This is a genomic window from Bacillus sp. FSL M7-1345 (assembly GCF_038006985.1).
Classification (GTDB): domain Bacteria; phylum Bacillota; class Bacilli; order Bacillales; family Bacillaceae_G; genus Bacillus_A; species Bacillus_A cereus_U.
The window spans coordinates 4,769,117-4,786,617 of record NZ_JBBOWG010000001.1 but is presented as its reverse complement, the minus strand read 5'-3'; the positions used below and the strand labels follow the sequence as shown (position 1 = coordinate 4,786,617).

Genomic DNA, 17,501 nt, shown 5'->3' with positions numbered 1-17,501 from the left:
AATGGCGTTATTGGAGTTGAAACAGTTAGGGAAGACGAGCCAGTTACCAGCAATTGAACTGGAGGTTGAAAAAGGACAATGTGTTGTTTTGCAATGCAATAATCATACAGCTAAAGTGTTGCACCGTATTATTATCGGGGAAGAAGAGGCTTCTTCGGGCAGTGTGTTGTTCGAAGGGGAGCCAATTGGGAAGAAAGTATATTCACGCATCGGTTTTTGTTTTTTGAAAGATGAAGCATACGACCGTTTGAAGGTGAAGGAGTACTTCAAGTTTTTGTTAGGTCTGTATGAATTCAATATGAGTATGGAAGAGGTAGTACAATATGTCGGTCTCCTAGATAAGTTAAACGTTAAAATAGAAAAATTGTCATTTTCAGAGAAACGGCGCCTTCATATTGGGCGAGTTATGATTCATAATCCGGATTTAGTTATTTTGGAAGAGCCAGAGCAAAATGTAGATACAGAAAGTACAATCATTATTCGAAAAGCAATTATGAAAATGAAAGAGCAAGGAAAGGCGATCTTTATTACGTCCTCCTTCTTATCAGATGCGCTCTCGCTAACAGAAGATGTATATATATTAAACCAAGACGGTGTGAAAAAGGTGGAAATTGAGCAAGAAGAAGTTGAAGAGATCGATCGAGAAAAAGTAGTTCAAATGATTCCGCAAATGAAGTTAGAAAGAATTCCAGCGAAAGTGAATGATAAAATCATTTTACTTGATCCGATGGAGATTCATTTCATTGAAACGCAAAATGGAGTGACACATATTCATGTTCGGGAAGGCGATTTCGTATGCGCATTAACATTAAGTGAATTAGAAGCGAGATTAACAGGATTCGGATTCTTCAGATGTCATCGCTCGTACCTCGTTAATTTACAAAGAGTACGAGAAGTTATTACTTGGACACGAAATAGTTTTAGTTTAATTTTGGATGATGAACGGAAAAGCTCCATTCCGCTTTCGAAAGGACGAATGGATGAATTAAAAGGTGTAATTGGGCTATGAAAAACGCTTCAATAAGCTCAAAATAGGATTCATTCACCGGTAAAAATACTCCTTTTACCGGCATTTTACTGCGTAACCCCTCTGTTTTTCATATGATTGAGTCAAGAAAAGCGAAACAAACAAACGAAAAGAGCTAAAGCGACTTTCATCTATAAAAAGAAAAACAAAGGGGATGACGAAATGACATTGGCAATTGAAATGAAAGATGTAATGAAAAGTTTCGATGGAAAAACAGCACTTCGAAATGTAAATATTGAGGTGAAGCAAGGAGAAATTTTCGGATTCCTCGGACCGAGTGGATCTGGGAAAACGACAACAGTAAAAATATTAACATCTCAAATGCTTCATAGCGTTGGAACTGTAAGAGTATTAGGTAAAGACATTAAAGGACCAAGTAGCATTGATTACAAACGAATCGGTATTTTAACAGACAATAGCGGCTTATATGAAAGACTTAGCATTTATGATAACTTACTATTATTTTGTGACTTATACGATTGCAAAAAAGAACGAATTGATGAAGTGCTAACACAAGTGAACTTATTGGATGATAAAAAAACACAAGTGAAAAAATTATCAAAAGGAATGAAGCAGCGCGTCACATTAGCAAGAGCAATTCTTCATAAACCAGATATCCTCTTCTTAGATGAACCAACATCTGCACTTGATCCGGTAAACGTACAAAACATTCATAAAATCTTAAAAGACTTAAATAAAGAAGGAACAACGATTTTCTTAACAACGCACAACATGGACGAAGCAGAGACGCTTTGTAACCGCATTGCCTTCCTTTGTGGGGGCGAAATAGTAGCGCTTGATACACCTGAAAACCTTCGCTTGCAATACGCGAAAGATCAAATACAGGTTGTGTTAAAAGATAAACAAAAAGAAACGGTACAAAAAGATGAATTAGGAGCAAAACGCATTTCAGAATGGATGAAAAAAGGCGAATTACTATCTATTCATTCACACGAACCAACGCTAGGCGATATCTTTATTGAAGTTACTGGGAGGGGATTATAATGACATTTTCAATGAGACGTGTATCAGCTATTTTTAGGAAAGAGGTACAAGATTTTAAGACAAATTCACAAGTGTTGTTAATGGCATCTTTACCACTTATATTTTCGGTTATATATAGCAAATTTGGAGTGGGCAAGCAAGTGTTGGGTACTACTACTATAATGTCTCTCCTGTTTGTCGCAGGTTTTGTTCAATCTATGGTAATTGCAGAAGAAAAAGAAAAACATACATTACGTGTGTTAATGTTATCGCCAGCATCTTCTGTTGAAGTTCTTCTTGGAAAGAGTCTATTAACAGCTGGTCTGACGATGATCATTTGTATTGCGAATTTATTCATTTTAGATCAATTAAATATAAATCTTCCATTGGTAGGATTGATATTCTTATGTGGAATTATTTTATTTATCGCGATGGGAACAATGATTGGATTACTTGCATCTTCTGTACCGCAAACATCATTAATCGGAATGCCTATTTTAATGACGATGTATTTAGCTGTACAATTTGAGCCATTTGTCGAAAATAAAACAATTAAGACGATGATTGAATATCTTCCAACATCTCATATTACAAAAGCGATGAGCAGTTTAGTAGATGGAGCTAGTTTTAGTAGTATGGGTGGTCATGTGTTGAACATTACAGTTTGGTTCATTCTTTCGCTTATTGCATGTTTGATCGTATATAAAAAGAAACAAATGGACTAAAAACTGAGCTCAAACGCTCAGTTTTTTCTTTTTTCATCATTTCCTCGGAAATTCTGCAATTCTTATACATATTTTTACAGATTTTGTCGAAAAGTAATTAGTTATAGGTTGTATAGGATGAGTGAATATTGTTCAAAATGATTGCTGAGGTGATGATGGAATGCGAGGAAGAAATAGTAAAAAGTCACAAAAGGTAGTACATTTATTTCAAAAAAGATGGGTGTTTCCGGCACTATACATTGCTTGTGCGGCGGTAATCTTAATGGTTGCGCTATGGTTCCAGGGAGCTAATCCAAAGAAAGCTCCGAACCAAGATCAAGCAACACCGTATACACAAACGGAAGATCCAGCAGTACCGGTAACAAAATCTTCAGAAGTAGTGAAAATGCCAGCTGCAGTAAATGCAGAAGTAGTAGTACAGAAGAAATTCTATGAAGATGCAGCATCAGAGGCGGAACAAGAAAAAGCACTTGTCTTTTATAACAACACATATTCCCCGAATAAAGGAATTGACATTGCTGCGAAAAACGGAAAAGAATTTGATGTTACAGCTGCTTTAAGTGGTACAGTAACGAAGGCTGAAAAAGATTCACTTCTTGGTTATGTTGTAACAGTAGATAGTGGAAATGGTATAGCAGCATCTTATCAAAGCTTAGGCAATGTGAAAGTAGAAAAAGGTGCAAGAGTTGCGCAAGGTGAAGTGTTAGGAAAATCAGGTCTAAATGCAATGAATAAAGAGGCTGGTTCTTACGTTCACTTTGAAGTACGTAAAGACAATGTGGCTGTGAACCCTGAGCGTTATTTAAATAAATCAGTTGCAGAAATTAAAGCTGATGCAGGTGCTGCAAAGGCGACAAATGCTTCTGGTAAAAAAGCTGATGACAAATCTCAAAAAGAAGAAAAGTCAACAAGCACGAAACCAGAAAATAAACCAGAAGATAAGTCTCAAAAAGAAGAGAAATCAACAAGCGGTTCGACTAGTGATAAAGAGACGAACGGCAAACAAGATGAGAAATCTCAAAAAGAAGAGAAATCAACAAGCGGCTCGACTAGTGATAAAGAGACGAATGGCAAACAAGATGAGAAATCTCAAAAAGAAGAAAAATCAACGAATGGTTCTACAGAATCATCTAACGGTTCTTCTTCACAAGAATAATAAAGTGAAAAAATCAGTTCTCATTAGGAGAGCTGATTTTTTTATTTTCATATAAAAATAATCAATTTCGAGAAAAAAGTTGCAATAACAAGGAAAAATGACGAGATTCTCGAATATATATTACAAAAGGGAGGGGATACTGTGTCATTTTTATCTGTTCTGTCGATTGCTATCATTTTATTGTTTGTTTTATTCGCTTTATATTATTATATTGCCGGTAAGAAAGAAGTCCCCCACCATCAGTTGTTAGAAGAAGAGTATGAAAGAGAAGAGTGACACCTTTTATAAAGAGGTGTCACTTTTTTTCGCCATAATTGTCATTGTTAACGTATTTCTCACAAAAAAACGTAATTTTTCTTAACTTAGTCCGCAAAAATAGTGAACATGTAGCATATATCAGTAGTGCGGGCAATACAATGGTATAAACCAATGCAAAGAGAGTGTTTGAGGTGAGAAATCGTGAATCATTTCATTATAAATCCAAGAATGTTTAACGCTTACAAACAGCACTCACATTTACTTCATAGTCGTATGCAGCGAGTCTCATTTCACACTTCTCACATCCAATTTAGGGAGGCGAGTGGTGTGCACGATTACATCAAAGAGAGAACTATCAAGATTGGCAAGTATATCGTGGAGACAAGAAAGACAGTGCGTGTAATCGCAAAGGAGTTTGGGGTATCAAAGAGTACAGTCCATAAAGACTTAACAGAACGTTTGCCAGAAATTAATCCAGAGCTCGCAAATGAAGTGAAGGAAATTCTTGATTATCATAAGTCTATTCGTCATTTAAGAGGAGGAGAAGCAACAAAGCAGAAGTATCGAAAAGAAGATACAGAAAACCCTGTGCGCCAATAAATCTAAAATAGCAAACATTCCTTGCGAATTCGGTAATAATTTTCAGAAGAATTCTTTTTGCGAATATTACGTTTCTGTTAAATTTATGATAAAATCAGAAATTAGGTGTAAAAGAATTCGGGTGTAACCTGATTTTGAATATCGAGGAGGAAATGACGGGAATGTTTGCGCGAGATATCGGAATTGACCTAGGTACGGCTAACGTATTAATTCATGTTAAAGGTAAGGGTATTGTATTAAATGAGCCATCTGTTGTGGCAATTGATCGTAATAGTGGAAAAGTATTAGCAGTAGGTGAAGAAGCAAGAAGTATGGTGGGACGTACACCTGGTAATATTGTGGCAATTCGTCCACTTAAAGATGGTGTAATCGCAGATTTCGACATTACAGAAGCAATGCTAAAGTATTTCATTAACAAATTGGACGTGAAGAGCTTCTTTTCAAAACCTCGTATTTTAATTTGCTGTCCAACAAATATCACATCTGTAGAGCAAAAAGCAATTCGTGAGGCTGCTGAACGTTCAGGTGGTAAAACAGTATTTTTAGAAGAAGAACCAAAAGTAGCCGCAGTTGGTGCTGGTATGGAAATCTTCCAACCAAGCGGAAACATGGTTGTTGATATTGGTGGAGGTACAACAGATATTGCCGTACTTTCTATGGGTGATATTGTTACCTCTTCCTCTATCAAAATGGCTGGCGATAAGTTTGATATGGAAATCTTAAACTACGTTAAACGTAAGTATAAGTTATTAATTGGAGAACGTACTTCAGAAAATATTAAAATTAAAGTTGGTACAGTATTCCCAGGTGCACGTAGTGAAGAGCTTGAAATTCGCGGACGTGACATGGTAACAGGTTTACCACGTACAATTACAGTATGCTCTGAAGAAATTACAGAAGCACTAAAAGAAGACGCAGCTATCATTGTACAAGCTGCAAAAGGCGTACTAGAGCGTACACCACCAGAACTATCTGCGGACATTATCGACCGCGGTGTTATTCTAACAGGCGGTGGAGCTTTATTACACGGTATCGACATGCTTCTAGCAGAAGAATTAAAGGTACCAGTATTAATCGCTGAAAACCCAATGCAATGTGTTGCTATTGGTACAGGTATTATGTTAGAGAATATCGATAAATTACCACGTCGTGCATTGAAGTAAAGTGAAACTTTAATCAGTGGGAGGTTCATCCCCCGCTGATTATTAGCCTTCACCAATCGGGATAAAGTGAGAAGGACTAAGGTATCAAACCTTGGTCCTTTTTATTTTTTTATATCTTTATATTTTTTTAATTTATTAAGAAAATAGAAGAAAAATAGAGAAAAATAGAGAAAACAGGTAAAATATTCATATATATGGTTAAATTTAATATTTCCATATTTGAAAACGTTTGTAATATAATGAGTCGAATACGACATTAAGGCAAAAAATGTTCGAATACATATTGCCTTTCCCTAATTTGGGCATACACTCTTTTCTACCTCCGTGTCAGTTGCTGGGAAGTGCAACTATTTTAATGGAATAGAGTGTGTGCATTTTTTTATAATAGGAAGTAAAGTAGTACTTTATAATGACAAATAATAAACAAAATGGGATAATAACAATATGTCCAAGTGGTAAGACCAATATTACAAAAGGGGCGATTGTTACATGCTAAATATAGAACAAATTAAAGAAATCATTCCTCACCGCTATCCATTTTTACTTGTTGATAAAATATTAGAAGTGGATGAGGGGAAAAGAGCAGTTGGAATTAAAAATGTATCTGCAAACGAGGAGTTCTTTAATGGACACTTCCCAGATTATGCGGTTATGCCTGGTGTACTTATTGTAGAAGCATTAGCGCAAGTTGGTGCAGTTGCTGTATTAAAGAAAGAAGAAAACCGCGGCAGACTTGCTTTCTTCGCAGGCATCGACAACTGTCGTTTCAAAAAACAAGTGCGCCCAGGTGATCAACTTCGTTTAGAAGTAGAAATGACGCGCGTACGTGGTCCAATCGGAAAAGGAAAAGCAATCGCAACAGTGGATGGTGAAGTTGCGTGCGAAGCTGAAATTACATTTGCAATTGGTGATAAAAAAGAATAGATAGAATAAAAAAATCTTCTTGTGAAAATACAGGAAGATTTTTTTATTTACTGTATATATCGATATAAATATAAAAGTACAAACTAGTCAGAAAATTAGTTTACAACTAATTTGAATTACCATATAATACCTTTATCATTTATCTCGCTTTTGAGATAAATGATAAAGGTATAAAAGAAATGAAGCTATTGTCATATTGTTACGATCTTTATATAGGACAAAATAGAATGGCATGGAGTATGGTGGGATATGGGAGAGAATGGACGGATTTACCAGTGGAAATAAGTAGATAAAAAGCGTAATATATCGATCATGAATGAAATGGGCGTGTGCATCGAGCATATAAAGGGTCGCATTTAAAAAAGGAGACTAGGAACATGTTCGGGAGAAAAAAAAGAAAGCCATTAAAACAATTAATTACACATAAAGAGCCTAAATCGCGTATTGCAGAACAATACCGTAACATTCGTACAAATATTGAATTTACATCTGTAGATCATAATATGCGTTCTCTTATTGTCACTTCAGCAAATCCAGGTGACGGAAAAACGACGACAGTTGCAAACTTAGCAGTTGTTTTCGGTCAACAAGGAAAGAAAGTTTTAGTAATCGGAGCTGACTTACGTAAGCCGACGATACAAAACTTATTTGCAATTCATCATTCAAATGGATTAACGAACGTATTATTAGGACAAGCAAAATTAATGCAATGCATTCAAAAAACAGAGATAGAGAATGTATACTTAATGGCGTCAGGTCCAATACCACCAAACCCAGCAGAACTGTTAGGAAATCGAGTAATGGACGAGGTATTACTAGAAGCATATAACATGTTTGATATTATTTTAATAGACACACCGCCTACTCTTGCGGTTACCGATGCACAAATACTTGCGAACAAATGTGATGGAGTCATACTTGTCGTGCGCAGTGAAAAAACAGAAAAAGATAAAATAGTAAAAGCAAAACAAATTTTAGATAAGGCATCTGGTAAACTGCTTGGTGTTGTACTGAATGACAAAAGAGAAGAAAAGGAACAATATGGATATTATTAGAAAATAATGTCTAATATAATAATTTTTAAAGCCAATAAGTATTTTTATTGGCTTTTTTGAGTTATATAATAGTTTTTTATTGCATTATACAAAAAAAATGATACAATGGAAATTTTGGAAATTCTATGGAATGTGTTGTCATATTTAAGATTATTTTGTAAGATTATATATGTTTTTAAATAACAATCATACATAGATATTACTAAAATAAAAAAATATAAGATTATATGTTATAATTTTTCTTATGTGCAAATTTTAGAAAGTTGGAGGAACTTATGGAAGAAACAATTAGTTTAAAAGAGTTATTTCATATTTTGAAAAAACGTTTAGCAATGATCCTCGTAATCGCCTTTGGTGTAGCTATTGTAAGTGCTATCATTAGCTTTTTCTTCATAACACCAATCTACCAATCTTCAACGCAAATTCTTGTGAATCAGAAGAAGCAAGAAGGTTCAATGTTTCAAGCCGGTGAAGTTCAAACGAATATTCAATTAACGAATACATATAAGGTTATTATTAAAAGTCCAGTAATCTTAGATCAAGTGAATGAAAAATTAAATTTAAATATGACAGCGCAAGCTTTAACAGGAAAAATTAATGTTGCAAATGAAAAAGATTCACAGGTCATTTCGGTAACAGCTGAGGATAAAGATCCGAAAGTAGCTCGTGATATCGCAAATGCAACGGCAGATGTATTTAAAGGTGAAGTTGCAAAAATTATGAATGTCGATAACGTAACGGTATTATCGAAAGCAGAAGTTGGAGAAAATCAATCTCCAATTAAACCACGCCCGATGTTAAATGTAGCAATTGCTTTTGTTGTTGGTTTAATGGCTGCAGTTGGTCTTGCATTCTTACTAGAATACTTAGATAACACAGTGAAAAAAGAAGAAGATGTAGAAAACTTACTTGGCTTACCAGTATTAGGTATTGTAGCTCGTATGGATGAAGAAACAACGAACGTGAAATCACATGCTCCATCATCAAGAAAAGTGAGGGGACAAACAATTGGCTCTTAATAGTTTATTTAAAAAGAAAAAAAATCAACGTCAACGTCGTCAATTAATTGCTCATCAACAACCGAAATCACCAATTTCAGAACAATATCGTAATATTCGAACAAATATTGAATTTGCGTCTGTGGATACAAATTTACATTCATTGATAGTAACGTCAGCGAATCCAAGTGAAGGGAAAACGACAACGACAGCGAATATGGCAGTTGTTTTCGCTCAACAAGGAAAGAAAGTATTATTAATTGATGCAGATATGCGTAAACCGGCGATGCATCAAATGTTCCAAGTTGATAATATTTTCGGTTTAACGAATGTATTAACACATAGTGAACGTTTAGAGAAGTGTGTGCAAACGACAGCTGTAGAGAATTTACACTTTTTAGCGTGTGGCCCAATCCCGCCAAATCCAGCGGAATTATTAGGTTCGAAATCAATGCAAGAACTCCTTGCTCAAGTATATAGTATGTATGACTTAGTTATTTTTGATTTACCACCAATTTTAGCTGTAACAGACGCACAAATTATGGCGAATGTATGTGATGCATCCATTCTTGTCGTTCGTAGTGAATCGACAGAAAAGGAAACAGCGGTAAAAGCAAAAGGATTATTAGAATCTGCAAAAGGTAAATTGTTAGGCGTTGTTCTGAACGATCGTGAAAGCGAACAAGGCTCATATTATTACTACGGTGCAAACTAACTAATAGAGTGAGATATGGTAAGAACATATCTCCTTTTTTCCCTTGAATATGAGATTTATCTCATATTCAAGGGAAAAAAGATTTGTATACGAGAGGGAGGATGAGAAGAATGATTGATTTACATTGTCACATTTTACCTGGCATCGATGACGGTGCGCAAACAGTAACAGATAGTTTAGCGATGGCGCAAAAAGCTGTTCAAGAAGGAATTCATACAATTGTCGCAACACCACACCATCAAAATGGAAAATATATAAATGAACGTACTTCTATTATTCATCAAGTGAAACAATTAAATGATGAACTACAACAACATGATATTCCGCTAAAGATTTTGCCTGGACAAGAGGTCAGGTTATATGGTGATTTATTAGAAGACTATGAAGCTGATAAAATTGTTACTTTAAACGAAACAGATAAATACATATTAATTGAGTTCCCATCTAATCATGTACCTCGTTATGCAGAACAACTATTATATGAACTGCGTGTTAAAGGGATGATCCCAATTATCGTTCATCCGGAACGGAATGCTGAACTAATTGAGCGACCAGATAAGTTATATAACCTTGTAAATAAAGGTGCATTAACACAAGTAACGGCAGGTAGTTTACTGGGGAAATTCGGTAAAAAAATCAAAAAGTTTTCATCACAACTTGTTGAGCATAATTTAACGCATATGATCGCATCAGATGCACATAACACGACGTCAAGAGGGTTTCATTTAGCGGAAAGCTACGAATTAATTGGAAAAGAATTCGGAATGAACGTGATGAGTGATTTAAAAGAAAATCCGTATTTATTAATTAGCGGAAAAGCAATTTATAAAGAAGATCCGGAACAAATTCGTCGTAAAAAATTGTTCGGTATTTTTTAATTGAAGAGATTTGGTGATGTCTCCTAACCGTTATCAAGGGGGGCACTCGGTCGTGCTGTGGGTAGAAATTTTTATTTCTTGCCTACCTTAGACGCTTGTCGTCGGGAGTATGATGTGAGGTTGGGTTAGATGCCCATAATTTATTTATAATAGAAACTCTACCTATGGAGTTATAAAAATGACTCTATAGGTAGGGTTTTTGTTATTGCTACATATAGATAAAATAATGTTTATGGGGGTACTAGATTTGAAAAAAGTAAGAAAAGCGATTATACCCGCTGCTGGACTTGGGACAAGGTTTTTACCAGCAACGAAAGCAATGCCGAAAGAAATGTTGCCAATCGTCGATAAACCGACAATTCAATACATAGTAGAAGAAGCGATAGAATCAGGAATTGAAGATATTATTATTGTTACTGGAAAAGGAAAACGTGCAATTGAAGATCATTTTGATCATTCTTTTGAATTAGAACAAAACCTACTCGAAAAAGGGAAATATGAAATGCTTGAAAAAGTACAAGCATCTTCAAAAATTAATATTCATTACATAAGACAAAAAGAACCAAAAGGTTTAGGACATGCGGTATGGTGTGCACGTAAATTTATTGGAAACGAGCCATTTGCAGTATTACTTGGTGATGATATTGTACAAGCTGAAACGCCATGTTTACGACAACTAATGGATCAATATGAAGGAACGCAATCATCTGTAATTGGTGTACAAACGGTGCCAGAAAATGAGACACATCGTTACGGTATTATCGATCCAACTGAACAAAATGACCGTCGTTATCAAGTGCGTCAATTTGTAGAGAAACCAGCTCAAGGAACGGCACCATCTAATTTAGCAATTATGGGACGTTACGTATTAACGCCTGAAATTTTTACGTTCCTTGAAAATCAACAAACAGGTGCTGGTGGAGAGATTCAGTTAACAGATGCGATTCAACGTTTAAATGAAATTCAACGTGTGTTTGCTTATGACTTTGAAGGAACTCGTTATGATGTTGGGGAGAAGTTCGGGTTTATTAAGACGACGATAGAGATGGCATTGCAGCATGCAGAGTTAAAAAATGAATTAATGCAGTATATGAATGAAATTGTAAAAAAAGAAAATACATATGTATAAAGTGAGGTGGAAAGGCATTGGCCTTAACGAAAGTATCAAGTGGAACTGTAAAGGAACAAGGATTACTTGCTGCTGAAGAAATAAATCAAAATGGATTGTATTTATTTATGAAGCGTTTAATGGATATGTTTGGTACGTTATGCGGTATTTTTTTGCTGTCACCTGTTTTTATTATTGTTACTATATTGATTAAGTTGGAAGATCCGAAAGGCTCTGTTTTTTTTAAACAAATTCGTGTTGGAAAAGATGGAAAGGAATTTGGAATGTATAAATTCCGTTCAATGGTAACAGATGCGGAAGAACGATTAAAAGATTTATTACAGCATAATGAAGTATCGGGTGCTATGTTTAAAATGAAAGATGACCCACGTGTAACAAAACTCGGGAAATTTATTCGAAAAACGAGCATTGATGAACTCCCCCAGTTACTAAATGTTTTAAAAGGGGATATGAGTTTAGTTGGACCCAGACCTCCGTTACCAAGAGAGGTAAATGAATACACTGATTATGATAAACAGCGATTAATTGTTACACCAGGTTGTACGGGACTGTGGCAAGTGAGTGCGAGAAACAGTGTTGGATTTAATGAAATGGTACAATTAGATTTGGAATATATACAGAATAGAAATATTATTTATGATATGAAAATAATTATTAAGACGATAAAAGTTGTATGCAGTTCTCAAAGTGGTTATTAATTCAATAAAGAAGGTGTAGTTATGAAAAAAGTGATTACTTATGGTACTTTTGATTTGTTACATAGTGGCCATATAAATATATTGAAAAGAGCTAAGGATTTGGGGGATTATTTAATAGTTGGAATTTCTACTGATGAGTTCAATCTGCTTAAAGGAAAAAAATCATATTTTTCGTATGAAGAAAGAAAATTGTTAGTCGAATCTTTGAAATTCGTAGACGAGGTAATTCCAGAAAAAGATTGGCAACAAAAAGTTCTAGATGTAATTGAACATGATGCTGATATCTTTGTAATGGGAGATGATTGGGAAGGGCAGTTTGATTTTTTAAAAGAAAATTGTCAGGTGGTTTATTTTCCACGTACTCAAGGAATATCAACTACGAAAATAAAATTAGAATTAAAGTGCATGTGATTAGGAGAGAAAAATGTCTAATGTAAAAAAATTAAAAAGTAATTTTCTTGCGCTTTCACTCATGCAATTTGTTAATTTGATTTTACCGTTATTAACTATTCCGTATTTAAGTAAGACACTTGGAACAGAGATGTTTGGGTTAACTATGTTTTCACAAGCATTTATTCAATACTTTATGATTATAGTTGATTTTGGATTTAATTTATCTGCTACTAAAAATATTTCTGTGAATAGAGATAATAAATCAAAAGTTAATGAGATATTTAGCTCGGTAATGATTTTGAAAATATTATTGTTAATATTGAGTTTTATTTTCTTTATTATACTTATTTTAGTAGTAGGTAAATTTAACGAATATTGGTATATTTATCTTCTGAATTTTGGAGTTGTAGTCGGTTATACCTTATTCCCGGTTTGGTTATTTCAAGGTATGGAAAAAATGAAATATACAACAATATTGTATGTGATAGCAAAATCTACTTTTACAATAATGATATTTATTTTTGTAAATTCAAAAGAAGATGTATTTTATGTACCTTTGTTAAATTCAGTAGGTTATATCATTTCAGGGATAATTGGGGTGTATCTATCCTTTAAAATGTTCAAGATAAAGTTTGAGATCCCTAAGTGTAAAATAATATATTCTTATTTTAAGGAAAGCGTACAATATTTTACTTCTCGAGTATCAGTTAGTGTGTATACTACAACCAATTCCATAGTAATTGGTTTTTTATTTGGTAATACAGCTGTTGGATATTATTCGATTGCAGAAAAAATAGTTAATATTATCAATGTAGGTGTTTCTATAATTATTGATACTATCTATCCTTATATGTCCAGAAGTAAAGATTTGAAATTGTTTAAAAAAATATTTTGTGTAGTTTTATTTTTGAGTGCAATAGGATGTGGGTTACTTTATATATTTAGTGATGAAGTAATTTTAATGATTTTTAAACAAGAATATTTAATTAGTAGTATTATACTGAAACTAATGTTAATTGCTACATTTATATCTATCCCAAGTATGCTGTTTGGATATCCATTGTTAGCAGCTTTTGGACATGTGAAATATGCGAATTATAGTGTAATTATAGCTTCTATAATTCACATGGTAGTGCTATTAATAATGATTTTTATTCCTGGCATGAATATGTATATGATTACAGCGATACTTATTTTAACGCAATTGGTGGTTTTATTTATAAGGCTTTATGGAGTGAAGAAAAAGATACTCAAGTAATAAGTTATATACTTAGAAAGAAGTTACTTTAAGTTAGACAAAAAATGCATAGAAGGTATAGTGTATGATAAAAAAGATTATAAAAAAATTATATAGCATAATAATATTTAATGTTTCCAAATTAATACCCAGAAATAGAAAAATTTATGTTTTTGGAAGTTGGGAGGGGAACAAATTTTCGGATAATAGTAAATATCTATATATTAGTTCTCAAGAAATTGTAGATATTCGAGCAATATGGATTACAAAAAATAGAGATGTCTATAATTCTATAAGTGAATTAGGGTATGAAGTATATATGGCATATAGTATAAAGGGTATACTAGCCCAGTTACGATGTGGGATATATTTTACAACAGTCTCTCCATATGATCTTTGTCCGGAATTTTTAGGAGGAGCAATACATGTGAATTTATGGCATGGAATACCTATAAAGAAAATTGTATATGATGATGAAATTACAAATGTTTATACCAAAAACAAGTTTAAACGATGTATTGATTCGATAAATAATTTATTATTTTTTATGCCTGAAAAAAATAAATATATAATATCCCCTAGTGATGAAATATCAATGATATATGCAAGTGCATTTAGACAGAATAGAAATCAAATTTTAGAATTAGGTCAACCTAGAAATGATGTATTTTATAATGAGGAATTAGAAGATTTTGGGTTCCCCGAAAAATTGCGATCTAAAAAGGTTATACTATATATGCCTACTCATAGAAAAGAAGGTAGAGTAGGTATGGATATATCTAGGAATTTCGAACTGGAAATTTTAAATGATTTTTGTGTGAAAAATGATGTGTTGTTTGTTATTAAAAAGCATTACTATCATAGAATGGAGAATGAAGCGTTAGATAATTATAGTAATATTATTGATATTACTAATGAAACTTATGATACGCAAATGCTGTTAAAGTTTGCTGATATATTAATAACAGACTATTCTAGTTGTTATATTGATTACTTACTTTTAGAAAGACCTATTTTATTTTATTGCTTTGATTATGAAAATTATATTGAAACTGATCGAGATTTATACTTTGAATATAATTCGATTACGCCAGGTCCTAAAATAAATAATTTTGCAGATTTACTTGGTATATTGGAAAGAGCTTCGGAAAATGATTGGGAAATTTATACGGAAGATATAAAGAAGAAAAAGGAATTCTTCCACTCTTATCGTAGAAAAGGATTATTATCTAGTAATTTAATAATAGATTACTTCAAGGGAATAGAATAAAAGAGTAGTGAGGTAGTGAAATGGTCGCAGATTCTAGAATTGCAGTTATTATTTTAAATTGGAATTCATTTTTTGATACATTCGATTGTCTCAAATCTTTAGAGGAAATTGAAAGTGAAAAATTTGATGTTTTTTTAGTAGATAACGATTCTCAGGATGATTCTTTTGAAAAATTAAAAGGATATATTGAGGACGGAGAGTTTAATTTTAATATTGATGCAATCCAAACGGGGAAAAATTTAGGTTTTGCTGGTGGCAATAATGTAGCAATTAAAAAAGCATATGAAATGGGCTATAAATATTTCTGGTTATTAAATAATGATGCTATATCTACTTATAATACGTTGACACCATTAATTAATGAATTGAAAAATAATTTAGATGTTGGAATTGTGGGTTCTAAGATTCTTTATCATGACTCCAACCTTGTATGGTATGCAGGTGGTCAAGTTGATCTAAGCACAGGTAGAGTTAGGCATATAGGGTTAAGAGATATGGATGGAAAAGAGTATAGTAATAAAAAAGAAGTTGATTTTGCTAATGGTTGCAGTTTGGCGTTTAAAAGGGAAATTTTAGAAACTGTAGGTTATATGGACGAAGGCTACTTTTTATATTATGAGGAAACGGATTGGAATACTAGAGTGAAAAAATCGGGTTATAAGATACTATATATTCCAGAGTCTGTTGTGTACCATAAGGTCTCTGCTTCATCTGGAGGAGAAGATAATTTATCCCCAATGGTCTACTATTATAATATCAGGAACGCATTTATTTTTGTAATCAAGAATTATGAGGGTTCTTATATTAAAGCATACCTTTATATGTTTTATAGAATTATTAAAGAAGCTGTAAGATCTATTTTCTTGAAAAATTATTCATATAGCAAAAGAAGTAGGGTGTCTAAAGTATTATTAGCGGGTATTGATGCAATAAAGGTAAAAAGAAAAATAACTAAAGGTATATAAAAGGATATTTTTTATGACAATTCAATATAAATCTCAAGAATTAGGCCATAAGTTATGGATTATTATGTTTGCCTCTTCTATTATGAGTGGTATTTATTTATATAAGGATGCTATTACAATTAGGCCTGAAAATATTATGTTATTTATATTTTTGGGTAGTGTTATATCATTAATCTTAATTTTGAATTTGAGAATCGAGATACATTATTATTTGTATTTTGTCATATTATTCTTATGTCAAAATTGGCTAGTTTCTACTTATAGAAGTGAAGTAATCTCTGATTCTTTAAAAGGGCTAATAACTCTGTCCAGTAATTTATTAGTATTTTTATTGATAATATGTGTGTTTAACTTTCCAAAAGAAAAATTATTTCGAACCACTTTCGTAGCATTTTGGTTATTTGGTGTCATGGAAGCAATTTATGGTACAATAGCTTACCTCTTATATCTCAATCTGAGTATGGATATTGGTGGGTTAATGCATGGTCAACAGGGGTTTAGTGTATCCGTTAAAGGAACGTTTGATGAGGCAAACATATATGCGACGTATATAAGTATTTCTTTATTAATAGTTATTGCGAATTTTTTATCGGGTGTATATAAAAGATATAATATGTTACTTTTACTTTCAATATTAGTACTTTTTGGAGCATTGATTTTAAGTTGGACTCGATCTGCATGGATTGGTACTTTTATAGGAAGCATATTTATCGTCTGGAATTACAGGAAAAGGTTGTCTAATATTAAAAGTTTTTTAATATTAATCTTAATATTGGTTATTTTATATGTCGGGGTTGGGATTGTTAGTAAATCTTTTGATAGTTTAAGCGGTAGTGAAGGACTATTTTTAACAAAGATAACTGATTTGTTTAATCCTAAAAGTGATACGGCTGTTTCAAGAATAAACGAATATTCATTTGCTCTCGAGCAATGGAGTCATAATCCTTTTATAGGAAATGGATACTTCAGCTTTAAGGAATTTGGTGAAAGAGTATGGATTTCTAATATAATCATTATTATTTTAAATGATAGTGGTTTAATAGGTGTGTTGTTATTTTTTATTCCTATTATAATTACATTTGTAGAATGTATAAAAATTCATGCTTTTTCTAAGAGAGATAAAGATGAGAAATTTCATAGCTATATTACAGGTATAATAGCTGGTTTTATTTCTTTAATATTTATTTGTAATTTTACTCCAATTCATACATTGTTATTCTTTTGGATGTATCTTAGTTTGATGATTTTGTATGTTAAGTATTATAAAAATAAAATTTAAAAAGCTTAATTTAGAGATTGATGAGAGAGGTATTTTTTATGGGTACC

Annotated in this window: 19 protein-coding genes; all 19 read left to right on the top strand. The window is 32.9% G+C overall.

Annotated elements, in window-relative coordinates; all coding sequences use genetic code 11:
- The first annotated feature begins 1 nt into the window (after position 1).
- Complete coding sequence (locus MHB76_RS25105; RefSeq protein ID WP_340988005.1) at positions 2-1,009, top strand: LytTR family transcriptional regulator DNA-binding domain-containing protein; 1,008 nt, start codon at positions 2-4, stop codon at positions 1,007-1,009.
- A 180-nt stretch (positions 1,010-1,189) separates the two neighbouring features.
- A complete protein-coding gene (locus MHB76_RS25100) occupies positions 1,190-2,032 on the top strand; it encodes an ABC transporter ATP-binding protein (protein WP_340988003.1) in 843 nt (280 codons plus the stop codon).
- Positions 2,032-2,736, top strand: a complete 705-nt coding sequence (locus tag MHB76_RS25095; protein ID WP_340988001.1) for an ABC transporter permease — start codon at positions 2,032-2,034, stop codon at positions 2,734-2,736. Before MHB76_RS25100 ends, MHB76_RS25095 begins: the two co-directional genes overlap by 1 nt.
- Before the next feature lie 160 nt (positions 2,737-2,896).
- Positions 2,897-3,892 (top strand): M23 family metallopeptidase, encoded by a 996-nt coding sequence (locus MHB76_RS25090; protein ID WP_340987999.1) that lies wholly within the window; start codon positions 2,897-2,899, stop codon positions 3,890-3,892.
- A 141-nt stretch (positions 3,893-4,033) separates the two neighbouring features.
- Positions 4,034-4,168 carry a hypothetical protein gene (locus MHB76_RS25085; RefSeq protein ID WP_002016211.1) on the top strand — a complete coding sequence of 45 codons (135 nt, stop codon included), beginning with the start codon at positions 4,034-4,036 and terminating at the stop codon, positions 4,166-4,168.
- 309 nt (positions 4,169-4,477) lie between these two features.
- Entirely contained in the window at positions 4,478-4,750 is a 273-nt protein-coding gene (gene spoIIID / locus MHB76_RS25080; RefSeq protein WP_002089714.1) for a sporulation transcriptional regulator SpoIIID, read from the top strand.
- Between the two features lie 161 nt (positions 4,751-4,911).
- Positions 4,912-5,913, top strand: coding sequence for a rod shape-determining protein (locus MHB76_RS25075; protein ID WP_016106696.1), 1,002 nt, complete (start codon positions 4,912-4,914; stop codon positions 5,911-5,913).
- A gap of 489 nt (positions 5,914-6,402) precedes the next feature.
- Positions 6,403-6,837, top strand: coding sequence for a 3-hydroxyacyl-ACP dehydratase FabZ (gene fabZ, locus MHB76_RS25070; protein WP_000931959.1), 435 nt, complete (start codon positions 6,403-6,405; stop codon positions 6,835-6,837).
- A 377-nt stretch (positions 6,838-7,214) separates the two neighbouring features.
- Positions 7,215-7,892, top strand: coding sequence for a CpsD/CapB family tyrosine-protein kinase (locus MHB76_RS25065; RefSeq protein WP_340987997.1), 678 nt, complete (start codon positions 7,215-7,217; stop codon positions 7,890-7,892).
- Between the two features lie 275 nt (positions 7,893-8,167).
- Positions 8,168-8,911 (top strand): YveK family protein, encoded by a 744-nt coding sequence (locus MHB76_RS25060; protein ID WP_199715285.1) that lies wholly within the window; start codon positions 8,168-8,170, stop codon positions 8,909-8,911.
- Entirely contained in the window at positions 8,901-9,605 is a 705-nt protein-coding gene (locus MHB76_RS25055) for a CpsD/CapB family tyrosine-protein kinase (protein WP_199715284.1), read from the top strand. Before MHB76_RS25060 ends, MHB76_RS25055 begins: the two co-directional genes overlap by 11 nt.
- 110 nt (positions 9,606-9,715) lie before the next feature.
- Complete coding sequence (locus MHB76_RS25050; RefSeq protein ID WP_340987992.1) at positions 9,716-10,483, top strand: tyrosine-protein phosphatase; 768 nt, start codon at positions 9,716-9,718, stop codon at positions 10,481-10,483.
- A 247-nt stretch (positions 10,484-10,730) separates the two neighbouring features.
- Positions 10,731-11,612, top strand: a complete 882-nt coding sequence (bpsC, locus tag MHB76_RS25045) for a UTP--glucose-1-phosphate uridylyltransferase BpsC (RefSeq protein WP_340987990.1) — start codon at positions 10,731-10,733, stop codon at positions 11,610-11,612.
- Between the two features lie 17 nt (positions 11,613-11,629).
- A complete protein-coding gene (locus MHB76_RS25040) occupies positions 11,630-12,310 on the top strand; it encodes a sugar transferase (protein ID WP_340987988.1) in 681 nt (226 codons plus the stop codon).
- 21 nt (positions 12,311-12,331) lie between these two features.
- On the top strand, positions 12,332-12,721 hold the full coding sequence (tagD, locus tag MHB76_RS25035; RefSeq protein ID WP_340987986.1) for a glycerol-3-phosphate cytidylyltransferase: 390 nt from the start codon (positions 12,332-12,334) through the stop codon (positions 12,719-12,721).
- A gap of 13 nt (positions 12,722-12,734) precedes the next feature.
- Complete coding sequence (locus MHB76_RS25030) at positions 12,735-13,961, top strand: oligosaccharide flippase family protein (protein ID WP_340987984.1); 1,227 nt, start codon at positions 12,735-12,737, stop codon at positions 13,959-13,961.
- 64 nt (positions 13,962-14,025) lie between these two features.
- The gene (locus tag MHB76_RS25025) at positions 14,026-15,210 is read left to right on the top strand and encodes a CDP-glycerol glycerophosphotransferase family protein (protein WP_340987982.1); all 1,185 of its coding nucleotides are present in this window, start codon (positions 14,026-14,028) and stop codon (positions 15,208-15,210) included.
- A 20-nt stretch (positions 15,211-15,230) separates the two neighbouring features.
- Positions 15,231-16,175 carry a glycosyltransferase family 2 protein gene (locus tag MHB76_RS25020; RefSeq protein WP_340987980.1) on the top strand — a complete coding sequence of 315 codons (945 nt, stop codon included), beginning with the start codon at positions 15,231-15,233 and terminating at the stop codon, positions 16,173-16,175.
- A gap of 13 nt (positions 16,176-16,188) precedes the next feature.
- Positions 16,189-17,454: an O-antigen ligase family protein gene (locus MHB76_RS25015; RefSeq protein ID WP_340987979.1), complete on the top strand. Its 1,266-nt coding sequence runs from the start codon at positions 16,189-16,191 to the stop codon at positions 17,452-17,454.
- Positions 17,455-17,501: the final 47 nt, after the last annotated feature.